At 39.6% G+C, this 13,451-nt stretch carries 14 protein-coding genes; 10 read left to right on the plus strand and 4 right to left on the minus strand.

The features are described 5' to 3' along the window. Window positions 1-49: 49 nt before the first annotated feature. From NMG86_RS04865 to NMG86_RS04900, 8 genes are all read left to right on the plus strand, one after another. A complete protein-coding gene (locus tag NMG86_RS04865) occupies window positions 50-805 on the plus strand; it encodes an ABC transporter ATP-binding protein (protein WP_026797140.1) in 756 nt (251 codons plus the stop codon). Between the two features lie 308 nt (window positions 806-1,113). Continuing rightward, entirely contained in the window at window positions 1,114-1,689 is a 576-nt protein-coding gene (locus NMG86_RS04870; RefSeq protein WP_026797141.1) for a DnaJ domain-containing protein, read from the plus strand. 38 nt (window positions 1,690-1,727) lie between these two features. Then, window positions 1,728-3,023: a hypothetical protein gene (locus tag NMG86_RS04875; RefSeq protein WP_026797142.1), complete on the plus strand. Its 1,296-nt coding sequence runs from the start codon at window positions 1,728-1,730 to the stop codon at window positions 3,021-3,023. Window positions 3,024-3,053: 30 nt separating this feature from the next. Beyond that, window positions 3,054-3,203, plus strand: coding sequence for a hypothetical protein (locus NMG86_RS04880; RefSeq protein ID WP_162832331.1), 150 nt, complete (start codon window positions 3,054-3,056; stop codon window positions 3,201-3,203). A gap of 259 nt (window positions 3,204-3,462) precedes the next feature. Continuing rightward, window positions 3,463-3,660, plus strand: a complete 198-nt coding sequence (locus NMG86_RS04885; RefSeq protein ID WP_026788914.1) for a hypothetical protein — start codon at window positions 3,463-3,465, stop codon at window positions 3,658-3,660. A 154-nt stretch (window positions 3,661-3,814) separates the two neighbouring features. Continuing rightward, window positions 3,815-4,702 carry an alpha/beta fold hydrolase gene (locus tag NMG86_RS04890; RefSeq protein WP_026797143.1) on the plus strand — a complete coding sequence of 296 codons (888 nt, stop codon included), beginning with the start codon at window positions 3,815-3,817 and terminating at the stop codon, window positions 4,700-4,702. Between the two features lie 135 nt (window positions 4,703-4,837). Further along, window positions 4,838-5,416 (plus strand): 5-formyltetrahydrofolate cyclo-ligase, encoded by a 579-nt coding sequence (locus NMG86_RS04895; RefSeq protein WP_026788916.1) that lies wholly within the window; start codon window positions 4,838-4,840, stop codon window positions 5,414-5,416. Window positions 5,417-5,421: 5 nt separating this feature from the next. After that, the gene (locus tag NMG86_RS04900) at window positions 5,422-6,249 is read left to right on the plus strand and encodes a carbohydrate ABC transporter permease (protein ID WP_237747584.1); all 828 of its coding nucleotides are present in this window, start codon (window positions 5,422-5,424) and stop codon (window positions 6,247-6,249) included. A gap of 153 nt (window positions 6,250-6,402) precedes the next feature. Here the strand turns inward: NMG86_RS04900 and NMG86_RS04905 are convergent, their stop codons facing one another. Together NMG86_RS04905 and NMG86_RS04910 are read right to left on the minus strand one after the other, a co-directional pair. Next, window positions 6,403-6,771 (minus strand): hypothetical protein, encoded by a 369-nt coding sequence (locus NMG86_RS04905; protein WP_052338635.1) that lies wholly within the window; start codon window positions 6,769-6,771, stop codon window positions 6,403-6,405. 186 nt (window positions 6,772-6,957) lie between these two features. Then, a complete protein-coding gene (locus NMG86_RS04910) occupies window positions 6,958-8,817 on the minus strand; it encodes a DUF1565 domain-containing protein (RefSeq protein ID WP_144018168.1) in 1,860 nt (619 codons plus the stop codon). 230 nt (window positions 8,818-9,047) lie between these two features. Between NMG86_RS04910 and NMG86_RS04915 the strand changes: the two genes are divergently transcribed. Further along, a complete protein-coding gene (locus NMG86_RS04915) occupies window positions 9,048-10,118 on the plus strand; it encodes a thiamine phosphate synthase (RefSeq protein ID WP_026788918.1) in 1,071 nt (356 codons plus the stop codon). A gap of 13 nt (window positions 10,119-10,131) precedes the next feature. Continuing rightward, on the plus strand, window positions 10,132-10,344 hold the full coding sequence (gene thiS / locus NMG86_RS04920) for a sulfur carrier protein ThiS (protein WP_026788919.1): 213 nt from the start codon (window positions 10,132-10,134) through the stop codon (window positions 10,342-10,344). Between the two features lie 39 nt (window positions 10,345-10,383). Here thiS and NMG86_RS04925 read toward each other — a convergent pair whose 3' ends face one another. Together NMG86_RS04925 and NMG86_RS04930 are read right to left on the minus strand one after the other, a co-directional pair. Next, the gene (locus NMG86_RS04925; protein WP_026788920.1) at window positions 10,384-11,226 is read right to left on the minus strand and encodes a metal ABC transporter permease; all 843 of its coding nucleotides are present in this window, start codon (window positions 11,224-11,226) and stop codon (window positions 10,384-10,386) included. A gap of 227 nt (window positions 11,227-11,453) precedes the next feature. Further along, on the minus strand, window positions 11,454-13,292 hold the full coding sequence (locus tag NMG86_RS04930) for an aspartate kinase (protein ID WP_026788921.1): 1,839 nt from the start codon (window positions 13,290-13,292) through the stop codon (window positions 11,454-11,456). Between the last annotated feature and the right edge of the window lie 159 nt (window positions 13,293-13,451).

Genomic DNA, 13,451 nt, shown 5'->3' on the forward strand with positions numbered 1-13,451 from the left:
AGATCTGTCAATTTACGTCATAAGCCCACATCATAATTAATTTGGAACAATGATACCCACTAAAGTTAACGAGGCAAAATCTACTATATCCCGCAATCAGGCTGCATACTATTCACCGAATGCAAAAGTTAAACCGATTGGAATTCAATCTTGCGGTGTGGAAATGGCATATAAATCCGGGCGACAAACTGTTCAAGTCCTGCAAAATATTAATTTTGAAGTTGAACAAGGTGATATTCAACTGTTAATGGGGCCAAGTGGATCGGGTAAAACCACATTACTATCAATTATCGCCGGACTTTTAACTCCAACGGCGGGACAAGTCTTTTTATTGGGTGAAGAAATTACAAAATTATCTCGGACTCAATTAGCAGAATTTCGTTTACATAATATTGGGTTTATTTTCCAAGGATTTAATTTATTCCCGGCTTTAACCGCCTTGGAAAATGTGGAATTAGCCCTTCACCTCAAAGGAATTAGGGGAAGAAATGCGAGAGAAGAGGCAAAAACTCGCTTAGAACAAGTTGGTTTACAGGATAAAATTCATCTTTTACCCCAGGATTTATCGGGTGGGCAAAAACAACGGGTAGCCGTCGCGCGAGCGTTAACAGGAGAGCCACCATTAATTATGGCCGATGAACCTACGGCGGCTTTAGATTCTAGCAGTGGTCGAGGAGTAATTGATCTGTTGAAAACCTTAGCTAAACAAGGAAATACTACGGTATTAATGGTGACACACGATCCCCGAATTATGGATGTTGCTGATAGTATTTTGACCTTAGAAGATGGCAGGATTAAAAATTAAAATCCAAAGGTCAGTAAGCTGTTGTGCATTTAAACTGTATATTCCAGCGAGCGAGGACGCTCGCACTCCATAAGCTTCAAGATTTCTGCATGACCAATTTAGATGCTGAACAGCTTATCAACTTAATTTCCCATTAGTAGCTCATCTGCTAAGGGGGTTTTTATCATTTGTCATCAGGGTTATAGATGGTGTTTGTGAGACTTGACACTTTTGAACAGAGGATCGTATAATCAATAACACGGAATCCTATTCAGGTTTATTCTAAAATATGACAACCTAAAATTTAAACACAAAATCACCTGAAAATTATGGCAACTACACCTCTAACTCCAAAAGTACAAGAAGAAATTACCAAACTTTCCCAAAAGTCTCAGAAATCAGAAACCTTTTCAAAAGATCAGGAACTTACTGAAAAGTATGACAGGATATTAAAGACACCCTCAGAAAAACTTTCAAAAAACAAACAACTTAAAATACAAGACCTTAAAGAAGCGATATATAAACACTTTGGCGTTAAAAATACTGATGAATTAAAAAAATCAGAACGATTCAAAATGGCAACTGATGGCATGGATGAATTAAATTTCACCCCAAAACAAACCTGGGAAATGTTATATCGTAAATGGATTGATATTTTACCAAATGAAACCAATGAACAAGGCTATGGTTGTATTAATGGTAGTAACATTTTTAAATACTTTCGACCTTGGCAGGTTTTTAATTTAGACTCTAAGACGGCAACCCAAGATGATATTAAAACAGCTTTTCGTCAATTATCTAAAATTTATCATCCAGACAATCAAGAAACTGGCGATCGCAAAATATTTGAACGTCTGACGCAAATGTCTAATAGTCTAATTGCGGCAATACCTAAAAAGTCTTAAGCAAACCTATCATAATCTAATAGCAGAGGGATTTTAAAATGGCACTAGCAGATTTCTTTATTACTGAAGAAGATGTTTTACAAGGTCTTGACCTACAAAAACCAGAATTAGAGCAAATAATATCAGCAATAGAAAAGGAGAAAGACAAGTTTGTCTGGGAAGAAGAAACACATTTTAGATATGTCCATAAAGGTCATAAAAAAAGAGATTTTTCTCGATTAGCTCTAATTGTTATAGGGGAATACTTTGAAACTAATCAGCAATCAAAGCAAGCCACAAAAGTTCTTGATTTACTGACAAAAAAAATCAGTGAAGAAGAAAAGAAACAAATTGATCTTGAGATTGTAGAAAGCACCCTTTCAATTCTAAGTGATAATTCAAGCAAAATAGAGCTAAGGCGGAATCGTTATTGGATAAATTTTCGGGATGTGCTTAAACTACTTAAAACCAATACACATCGCTTAGAACAAGCATTTGAAGATATTGCAAGGTCTGATCTCCCCTTAATTATAGAGGTGGATTTTGAAGATATAGAGGATGATCGTCATTATTCTTTTTCGGGTTTAGAACGAATTAGCCTAGAATTATCTGAGAAATTAACTGATAGATTAGAACGTCTATATGCTGCTAGGGTTCATAAAGTTGCTATCCCAATTATTAAATACAAAGCAACACCGAAGCTGCCTTTAAAAGCTGAGATTGATAGTGCAATTAAAGCAGCACTCAAAAAACAGAAGAATCAATGTCAAATCACAGGAGAATCAATGTCAAAAACGATGACCTTAGCCGTACATCATCTTTATAATAAAAGTACATATCCTGAACTAGCTGCTGAACAGGATAATCTTTTAGTTATTAAACAAGAAATTCATCAAGAGTTTCATTGTTGGCATGAAGGTTATATGAAACCTTGTACAATCAGTGATTTTAGATTATTTATTGAAGTAAAATATTCTAGTAATTATGAACTTTTAACTGAACTTAATGACCGCAAAAGAACTTTAGAAACTAAATTAAGTTCAAAGTTCTTAGCACCAGCCCCATCACCCACACCGACACCAGCCCCAATACCGACCCCATCACCCACACCGACACCCACACCCACACCCACACCCACCCCGACACCAACCACATCACCAACCACATCACCCACACCGACACCAACCCAGACACCAACCCCGACACCAACCCCGACACCAACCCCATCACCAACCCCATCACCAACCCCAACCAATAATCAAACATCTAAAACCCAAGAAACTAACACAACATCCTTCTCAGAACTTGAAATCGTTACTATAATTTCCAAAGGTTCGATTTTAGCGTATAAATAGAATCTAAAAATAATTTAATGGATCAGCACTATGGCAACTAAAAAGCGTTATATCCCTTCCGAAGAATATCGTCAGATGTTAGTCCGTGATGGCGATCGCCGTTTTAAAGAATGGCATGACAAATTCTTGAAATATCAACAGCTATTTCTGGCAGATATGAACAAACGCAAAGTAGTATAATTTTTAGTTAAATTACTATTTTCGTAAGCTGTTAAGCATTTAAACCGCATATTTTAGAGGCTGAAAGCCCTTACTGGCTTGGATCGCCTCGAAAATTTAGATGCTTAACAGCTTATTTAATCTTAGGTGCTTAATCGCTTATTGTGATATTGGTCACATAATTTCTACGGAAACATCACTTCAGCAGACCTAAATCAATCACCTCCCAAATCGGGTAAACACGAGATGATAAAAGTGTCGAGTTCAAGGTCTTGCCATGATGCCCTACGTTAATCTTCTCCCCGGTGCGATTACTGAAATGGTTGCTTCTATCGCCGATAACCACTGTTTGACCCAAGCTGACCGCTACGGATTAATGGCCGCGATTTTGGACGATTCCTTACCCGAAGAAGAACGGATGTGTGTTGACCGGGTGTTACGGTCACTACTGCGCGGAAAAATTGCCATTGTGAATTAAGTCTGTTACGATCGCCTCAATTTAAAACCATAACCCATATTTTGTGAACTCGACAAACTCACAATGGGGAATTAGGAATTACGAATGGGGAATTTTGCGATAAACTGATAGTACAGACGCGCCATGGCACGTCTCTACACTGATGACTGATAATATGTTTCCGAGTTTTCTCCCTGAATCTGTACAGAAATTAACCGAAGCTACTTCCATCGCCTTCGCTCAAAATCTCAGATGTGAACCCATTTCTACTCCTTTACGAAAGCAACCGATTCAAACCACTTATATTCGTCAAGGTCAGGGGGGAACCCCGATTTTATTAATTCATGGATTTGATAGTTCTGTCTTTGAATATCGGCGATTATTACCATTATTAGCCACAGAAAATGAAACTTTTGCCGTGGATATTTTAGGGTTTGGATTCACAGAACGGGGAACGGAATTTAAGTTAAATCGCTCGGAAATAGCGACTCATTTATATTCATTTTGGCAAACTTTAATTAATCAACCTGTGATTTTGGTTGGGGCTTCCATGGGGGGTGCAGTTGCCTTGGATTTTACCCTATTGTATCCTGAAGCGGTGAAATCTCTAGTATTATTAGACAGTGCGGGCATGAAACCAGGGCCAGTTATGGGTAAGTTTTTATTACCGCCTTTTGACCATTTAGCTACAGAATTTTTAAGGAATCCTAAAGTCCGTCAAGCGATTAGTGAAAGTGCTTATTATGATAAAACTTTTGCGTCTGTCGATGCTCAAATTTGCGCCGCCTTGCATTTAGAAGCTATGGGTTGGAATCAAGGCTTGATTAGGTTTAGTAAGACCGGGGGATATGGAAAGTTTGGTAAGCAATTGAATAATATTCAACAACAAACCTTGATTTTATGGGGAGATCATGATAAAATATTAGGAACCAAAGATGCGTATAAATTTGAAAAAGCTATTCCCCACTCTCAATTGATTTGGGTTAAAAACTCTGGTCATGTTCCCCATTTAGAACAACCCCAAACCACGGCACAATATATTTTAGATTTTGTGAAAAATTAAACCTTGTAGGGGCGGGTTATTCAATAATATTGAATACTCTCAAAAGAACTCAATAAACCCGCCCTTTTTTTCCTAATGGCTACTGCTATACATTAAAACAGGGTGAAATCTACTGATATAGGCGATAAAAAATTAATGTTTAATCAAAATAAAACCGAATTAAGACGTTTATTAATTAAACAACGTCGTTCAATTGCAACCAGAGAATATCAGGAAAAAAGCGATCGCATTTGTCAAAACTTACAAAAAAATCCCCTATTTGAACAAGCAAAAACTATTTTATCCTATTTCAGTTTTCGCCAAGAACCCGATTTAAGTTTATTATTGAATAACACCGATAAAAAATGGGGATTTCCCCGTTGTGTTGAACAATCTTTAAGCTGGCATTATTGGCAACATGGGGAAACCTATGATATTAATAGTTATGGTATTATTGAACCCGATGCTAATTTAATGCAACTACATCCGAGTGAAGTTGACTTAATCTTAGTACCATCCGTTGCTTGTGATCCTCAAGGATATCGGTTAGGATATGGAGGTGGATTTTATGACCGAATGTTAAGTCTATCCGAATGGAATTTAATTCCGACGGTGGGAATTATTTTTGATTTTGCTTATGTTCCTCAATTACCAATTGATGCTTGGGATAAACCTTTAAACGCGGTTTGTACAGACTCTCAATTTATTAATGTTTCCTATTGTTTACCCGCTTAATTAACTTGAACAATAAAACCATAAAAACAGTAATTATTTATATAATTCTCGGAATAATTGCCGTATTAATGCTATTTCCTCTGGTTTGGTTAGTGAGTACCGCCTTTAAATCTCCCAGTGAAAATATCTTTCAATTTCCACCCCAATTTATTCCCCGTCAACCGACATTTCAGAATTTTATTAAGGTCTGGCAAACTAATCCTTTTGGGCGGTATTTATTTAATAGTTCTTTTGTCGCCCTATTAACAGTTAGTTTAAATTTATTATTTTGTTCCTTAGCCGCCTATCCCCTAGCGAGATTAAACTTTAAAGGCAGAGATGGCATTTTTACAGCCATTATTGCCACCATCATGATTCCTTTTCAAATTGTGATGATTCCCTTGTATATACTAACCGTACAATTAGAATTAAGAAATAGTTATTTGGGAATTATTTTTCCCAGTATTGCCTCGGCATTTGGTATATTTCTGTTAAGACAAGCCTTTCAAACTGTCCCGAAAGAGTTAGAAGAAGCCGCTAGAATTGATGGCTGTTCAGAATTAGGAATTTGGTGGAATGTGATGATACCTGCGGTTAAACCCGCCTTAATTACCCTAGCAATATTTGTGTTTATTGGGTCGTGGAGTGACTTTCTCTGGCCCCTATTAGTTTTAGACCAACCGGACTTCTATACCATGCCTTTAGGAGTAGCAACCCTAGCCGGAACATTCTCCCTCGACTGGCGATTAATTGCGGCGGGCTCTGTAATTTCTATTGCCCCCGTTTTGCTATTATTCTTAATATTACAACGCTATATTGTACCCACAGATGCCGGGTCAGGGGTGAAAGGGTGAATTAGTTGAATTATGAATTATGAATGGGTAATGGGTAATGGGTAATAGAAAGAATTCACCCTATAGGTTTGGGTATAAGTCTATATTTAAACTTTTTGAAAAATTACCTTTTTTCAATTCTGTTTCAATCCCTGAAAGGGATTATAGGTGATTTCAACACTTGGATGAATTTTTCAATCTCTTGCTGATTGCAACAACAATATCAGCAACCTCGCTGCTAATCATAGCCACTTCATAATCTGATAATCGCCCAGAATCAATCTGTTGAGCAATTTCACTGAGAGACAAACTGGATTTATCAAAATCGCTCTGATAGATTTGCCTAGCGAGTTGCTTTTTAAACCCAGGGTACATTCCATCACAGACTTCAACAAAATTCCCAAAGTCTTTGATCGCCAAATTAACCTTCCCATTCCTAATTTGCGAAATATTCACAACTGATCGCCCCAATTTAGAAGCTAGATCCTTATTCCTAATCCCACTCCATCCAATGAGTTCATCAAATATTTTATGTAAATCCATTTATAATAATCCTTAACATAAAAAATAACTCTAAAAGATTGATTATAGTATAATTGTTTCAATCTCTGATCGGGATCATAGGTGATTTCAACTATTAATTGTTCCAGGAGATGTTTCATCATAGAAAGTTTCAATCCCTGATAGGGATTATAGGTGATTTCAACCAGGTTATCGCCAAAAACTAGATCAATTCATCATCTCAATTCTGGCTCGCAACCCACTGCGGGTTAACTGTTGCAAAAGGTAATTTGCCCGATATTGATCTCGAAACGCCCCCGCTTGCACCACAGAGCGCCCCTGTACCACCGTTGTAAAGGCTTCAGGGACAACCGACCGCACACGGCGCAGGTCTGCATCACTGCTACTTTCCACCACCACCCGATACCGTAACCCTAAAGCCATCGGACTCAGAGGGATATTCCCCAAATTCCCACTCGCCACCTCATTTGGGAGTAAACCTCCCCCCGACCCAATCGGAATATCCGGCCCAGGAACCGCTAAAATCCCGATGGCTGCTACGGAAGTCGGTTGAGCTTGGGGCGGTTGAGTAATTGCTTGGGGGGTTTGGCGTGGTTGAGTACGGGGGGGAACCGGAACTGAAGCCCGACGACCCAAAATCAAATCAGAAACCACTGGAACTAATAATCCCAGCACCCGGTCACCGGAACTCTGGGGTCTGGGGGCAGGTTGGGGGGGTAAACGGGAAGACTCCGGGGGGGGAACCGGAATCGGAATGCTGTTAGGGTTAGCCGGATTGGATTCTGGAAGATAGACCGGAAGGGAAGAAGCCGTATTAATTGGGGTCATGGTGGAGGGATCATTGGCCACCGCCGTTCGAGACACTGGGCTGCTGGTGGGGTTTGAGAGTTGACGGGCTAGGGGAGATGTCCCGGCCATGGCCGTTTGGTAGGGGGACAGTTGAATTGGCCCAATAATTTTGTTGGCCGCCAGTTGATTCCCATAGGCCAGGATTTCTTGACCCTTTGTGCCGTTATTGAGATCATAACGACCATTATTGCGAATTACGTTTCCTCCGGGTTCCTGGGTATTTCCTAAGTCTGGTAAGGATTCAGCGATCGCAACAACTCCATCCCGTTGATTTCTTTCAATTTGATTATTTCTTAAAATCGGTCGAGCATTGGCTTGAATTACAATCCCGTCTTTATTATAAAAAACCCGATTTCCAATCACAAAAGGGGCGGCATTTTGAGAAATATTAATCCCAAATCCGGTATTCTGAAACTCATTATTTCTGATTTCTGGGCGAGAATTTCCATAAATTGTAATTCCATTAGCCCCATTTTGAATAAAAGAATTATCTTGAATAATTGGCGCACTAATTCCGACAATAGAAATCCCATCATGGCTATTTCCAGTAAACGTATTTTGAGAGACAATTAAAGAACTCGATTCGATCCAAAGTCCATAACCTCGCTCGTTAGGATTAGTAATTGTGACGCCACTAATTCTGGAGCTATTTGCCCCCAATATTGTAATATTTTGTTGAGCCGAAGTCTTGCTGGTGTAAAAGCCTCCCCCCGTGATGATCACATCTTTTCCCTTAGTATTGGGATTCCCCTGAAGGGTGACATTATTATGTAAAATAATCGGGAATTGTTCTCCCGTTTGACTGCTATAGGTTCCCGGCGCTAAAATAATTGCCGTATTTGAAGGCGCCATACTTACGGCTTTTGTAATTGTTTTGAACGGGGATTGTTGCGTCCCTTGTCCGCCATCATTACCCAGGATAGAACTTACATAAATTACCGCAATAGAACGATTATTAGTCGCCGGGGCCGTTTGTTGATTTCTAGGGGGAATGGCTAACCCGCAGAGGGGGTTAAATAGTCCTAATCCCAAACTGATTAATAAAAATGGCGAAAAAGATCGCAGTACCATTAATGAAAATGGAGAAGTCAATGCGATCGCAGTTCGGGGAAAAGATGAACCAAGTTGAGAAATATCAGATAACCTTGTCATTGTTGGGGGGGGGAGATAAAACTGATATTGATTAACCCGTTGTTGCGCTTCAGCGCATCTTCTCATAAATCATGAATGTGCTGAAGCACTACAACAGTGGGCAAAAACTTAAGGAGTCTGACGGACTGAATTTAGTTTAAAATGTCATTTGCGTCAAATCAGCCTCAATTTTACCTTAAACTTAACATTTTGGCTGTTAAGAATTTTGAACTTTGTTCACACGCACCCAGCATCAAAATCGAACTGGGGAAATTATACCCCGAATCTCACCAAATTACACAACAGAGGAACATTGAATGGATCAACAATACACTCCCCTAGCACAGCCGATTCTTTATCGGATTTTAGATGCTAACCTAGACCGCACCCGGGAGGGCTTGAGAATTATCGAGGAGTGGTGTCGGTTTGGGTTAAATAGCGGAGAACTCGCGGAAGAATGTAAACATCTGCGCCAAGAAATCGCCCGTTGGCATACGATGACCTTACGTTCCTATCGTAATACCACTGATGATCCTGGCACAGAATTAACCCATCCCCAAGAAGAACAACGGTCAGGTATTGAACAACTGTTACAAGCCAATTTCTGTCGGGTACAAGAAGCCTTAAGAGTGCTTGAAGAATACGGGAAATTATATCATCCCGAAATGGGGCGCACCTTTAAACAAATGCGCTATCAAGTTTATACCTTAGAAAGCCGTTTACTCGCCCATGAACGTCATAAGGTTTTACAAAATTCCTATCTCTATTTAGTTACTTCCCCCGGGGAAAAATTATTCGCCATTGTCGAAGCAGCCCTACAAGGAGGATTAACTTTAGTTCAATATCGGGATAAGACTTCTAATGACGAAATTCGATTAAAAACTGCACAGAAATTATGTCAACTCTGTCATCGCTATGATGCTTTATTCTTAGTTAATGATCGGGTCGATCTTGCCGTCGCCGTTGACGCCGATGGAGTTCATTTAGGCCAAGACGATATCCCGATTCAATTAGCCCGACAAGTCCTTGGCCCTCAACGATTAATTGGTCGTTCTACCCATAGTCCTGAAGACATGAAACGAGCCATTCAAGAGGGTGCAGATTATATCGGGGTCGGCCCGGTTTATGAGACTCCTACCAAGGCAGGGAAGGCGGCTGCGGGCTTAGAATATGTTCGTCATGCGGTTAAAAATTCTACCCTTCCTTGGTTCGCTATTGGTGGAATTGATATGAATAATTTTGATGATGTGATGGCGACCGGGTGCGAACGGGTTGCCGTTGTACGTTCGATTATGAACGCTGAACAACCTACTTTAGTCACCCAATATTTTCTATCCCAATTGCATCGCGTTAGAAACCTCCGCACCCACAAAGTTTTACCTAATTAACCGAAAATTAAGCATGAAAGAAACAATGACGGTTAAAGTTAATGGGGAATTAAAAACCTGTTCTTCGGGGTTAAAACTTCCCCAGTTTTTACAAGAACAAGGTTTAAATTCTCGTTTAATTGCCATAGAATATAATGGTGAAATTCTCCATCACCAATTTTGGGAAACTACCGAAATCCAACCTGGGGATATCTTAGAAATAGTAACTATTGTTGGCGGGGGATAATTTACTATTACCCATTACCTATTACCCATTCCCCATTCCCTACTTGTAAGGTTTTATTCTTAATAATCCTTGGGTGGGACTGAATAAAAATACTAGGATAAATAGACTCGATGTTACTAACACAATGGCTGGGCCGGAAGGGAGGTTATAAAAGTAACTGAGGTACATTCCGCTAATACTGGAAATTACCCCAATTATTACTCCTAATATCATGACTAAATGCAGACGTTCTACTAATAAATAAGCTGTGGCTGCGGGAGTAATTAATAGGGATAATACTAGGATAACACCGACGGCTTTTAAACTGGCAACAATGGTTAAGGCAATTAATCCCATTAATCCTAAATTGAGCAGATTAACGGGTAAACCTGTGGCTTCTGCACCCAGGGGATCGAAGGTATAAAACAGTAGTTCTTTATAGATTAAGGTGACTACTGTTAGGATAATCATAGCAATAATAAATGTATCCCTAACATCCTCTCCTGTTACTCCGAGAATATTACCAAATAGAAAATGATTTAAGTCAATTTTATTGTCTTTTTGAACTAAAGTAATTAAGGTTATTCCTAAAGCAAAGAAGGCAGAAAATACTATTCCCATCGCGGCATCTTCTTTAATTCGGGAATAGGTTCTAATAATATTCATGCAAATTGTACTTATAATCCCAGCAATAAAAGCCCCGATAAAGATATTAGCATTGAGGATAAATGCGATCGCTAAACCGGGTAAGACCGAATGACTAATGGCATCTCCTAATAATGCCAGTCGTTGCACCATTAAATAGCTACCGACAACGGCACAAATAATACCAACTAAAATCGCTACGGTTAGCGATCGCTGCATAAAACTATACTGCAAAGGTTCAATAAAAAGATTAATCATCTGATTTAAACTCACAAAAGAAATTAGATTATTTTTATATCCTCCATGATCTAGGGCTGTTTCATTTTTGATCACAAACTTGTGTGACCTCTCCCCCAACCCCTCTCCTAAAAGGAGAGGGGAGAATAATTCTTCTCCCCCTTCCCTGCGAGGGAAGGGGGTCGGGGGGTTAGGTCTTAAACGAAGGAAAAATGAAACAGCCCTGCTATAATCAAGGGGGAATCATATTAAGCAACAGGAGCGCGTTCAGGAACAATAAAGGTTCGCTCCCCTGATAATTCAAAGACTTCATGAACCGCTTTTAAGGCTTCTATGCCTTGGTCTTCATCCACTAAACAACTGACTTTAATTTCAGAAGTAGCAATCATAGAAATATTAATATTTTTATTAGCTAAAGCCTCAAACATTTTAGCAGCCACCCCCGGATGATTTAACATTCCTGAACCCACCACACTCAGTTTAGCAATGGATTTATTCACAACAATTTCACCACAGCCTAATTCAGATACGGCTTGTTCTAAAATTTGTTGAGATTCATCGGCGTCTCCCTGGGCAACGGTAAAGGCAATATCTCTAGTTAAAATCCCATTAATTTGATGACAGCGTTGGGATTGAATAATCATATCCACACTAATATTATGGTTGGCTAAAAGGGAGAATATTCTTGCCGCCATTCCCGGACGGTCGGGAATATAACGAACGGCTAAACGGGCTTGTTTAACATCTAATGCCACCCCACGCACGGGGGGTAAAGATTGATCAAGTTGGGTTTTTTCTAGTGTAGAATTACCGGATTTTTTTTCGGAAATATTCACCTCACAGGATTGACATAAAGCTGCCACAGCCCGTTCACAATCTTGGGCAGCAATCACGCAACTCACCTTAACTTCTGAAGTCGAAATCATCTGAATATTAATTCCGGCTTCGGCGAGGGTATTAAACATTTGAGAGGCAACTTTCGGGCGACCAATCATTCCCGCCCCCACAATACTAACCTTAGCAATGGGACTATCATCGACCGTGACTTCTGCATTACCAATATCGGAACTATTGGGTTTTCCTAAAGCGGGTAATAAGGCATCAGCAACGGCGATCGCTTTAGTAAAATATTTCTGTTCTACAGTAAAAGTAATATCATTAATATTGCCTTCGTGAATTGATTGAATAATCAAATCAACATCTAAATTCTGTAAGGCAATTCCGCCGAATAATTTAGCCGCAATTCCAGGGCGATCTGGTATTCTTAATAAAGAAACCGATGCCTGATCCGTATCAAATTCGACTCCATCGACCGGACGAGCTAATTCTAATCCTTCTAGGGGTCGAGGCTGGGATTTTGGAGGAATAACTTTTGTTCCTGGGTCATCTGTCCAACTGGAACGAACTACTAAAGAAACCCCATAATTTCGGGCTATTTCTACGGCGCGAGGATGCAAAACTTTTGCCCCCAAACTGGCAAGTTCTAACATCTCATCACAGGTAATTTCTGTCATCAATTGAGCATTAGGAATTAAGCGGGGATCGGTGGTTAAAATCCCTGGAACATCTGTATAAATTTCACATAAATCCGCTTTTAAAGCCGCCGCTAAAGCCACCGCCGAGGTATCAGAACCGCCCCTTCCTAGGGTAGTAATTTCTAAATAATCTTGACTACTAACCCCTTGAAATCCGGCGACAACTACCACTTGTCCTTGATTTAAGTGACGTTCTATCCGTTCAGTTTCAATATTTAAAATTCGGGCGCGAGTGTGTTCGGCTTCGGTGACAATTCCCACTTGAGCGCCTGTTAAAGAAATTGCAGGTTGTCCTAATTCCTGCAATGCCATACTGAATAAAGCAATACTGACTTGTTCTCCGGTTGAGAGTAACATATCCATCTCTCGACGGTTAGGAATCGGAGAAATTTGTTGAGCTAAACTAACTAATTGATCAGTGGTTTTTCCCATAGCAGAAAGAACGACAACCACTTGATGATCTTGGGCTGTTTTTAACACCCTTTGAGCAACAGATTGAATGCGTTCAACGGAACCCACAGAACTACCACCGTATTTTTGAATAATTAGCATATTAACTTCAGAGTTAGCAATTGGGATTTGACAATTAAACTAATTTAAGATTAGGCTGAATCAACCTATTGTATTCTACAGGAAAATAGGAGAAAATCATCCTCAAGTTTTGAAAAATATTTTAGGGAATGTTGACATAAAGGAGATGGAAGTTGGGAT

The sequence above is a fragment of the Planktothrix rubescens CCAP 1459/22 genome, assembly GCA_904830895.1.
GTDB lineage: Bacteria > Cyanobacteriota > Cyanobacteriia > Cyanobacteriales > Microcoleaceae > Planktothrix > Planktothrix agardhii.

Bases quoted from the DNA above. Each gene is read 5' to 3' on its own strand.
- NMG86_RS04895 (WP_026788916.1), top strand. From the start codon at position 4,838: ATGTTTAATCAAAATAAAACCGAATTAAGACGTTTATTAATTAAACAA.
- NMG86_RS04930 (WP_026788921.1), bottom strand. From the start codon at position 13,292: ATGCTAATTATTCAAAAATACGGTGGTAGTTCTGTGGGTTCCGTTGAA.
- NMG86_RS04880 (WP_162832331.1), top strand. From the start codon at position 3,054: ATGGCAACTAAAAAGCGTTATATCCCTTCCGAAGAATATCGTCAGATG.
- NMG86_RS04925 (WP_026788920.1), bottom strand. From the start codon at position 11,226: ATGATTAATCTTTTTATTGAACCTTTGCAGTATAGTTTTATGCAGCGA.
- thiS (WP_026788919.1), top strand. From the start codon at position 10,132: ATGAAAGAAACAATGACGGTTAAAGTTAATGGGGAATTAAAAACCTGT.
- NMG86_RS04870 (WP_026797141.1), top strand. From the start codon at position 1,114: ATGGCAACTACACCTCTAACTCCAAAAGTACAAGAAGAAATTACCAAA.
- NMG86_RS04885 (WP_026788914.1), top strand. From the start codon at position 3,463: ATGCCCTACGTTAATCTTCTCCCCGGTGCGATTACTGAAATGGTTGCT.
- NMG86_RS04875 (WP_026797142.1), top strand. From the start codon at position 1,728: ATGGCACTAGCAGATTTCTTTATTACTGAAGAAGATGTTTTACAAGGT.
- NMG86_RS04890 (WP_026797143.1), top strand. From the start codon at position 3,815: ATGTTTCCGAGTTTTCTCCCTGAATCTGTACAGAAATTAACCGAAGCT.
- NMG86_RS04915 (WP_026788918.1), top strand. From the start codon at position 9,048: ATGGATCAACAATACACTCCCCTAGCACAGCCGATTCTTTATCGGATT.
- NMG86_RS04865 (WP_026797140.1), top strand. From the start codon at position 50: ATGATACCCACTAAAGTTAACGAGGCAAAATCTACTATATCCCGCAAT.
- NMG86_RS04910 (WP_144018168.1), bottom strand. From the start codon at position 8,817: ATGAGAAGATGCGCTGAAGCGCAACAACGGGTTAATCAATATCAGTTT.
- NMG86_RS04905 (WP_052338635.1), bottom strand. From the start codon at position 6,771: ATGGATTTACATAAAATATTTGATGAACTCATTGGATGGAGTGGGATT.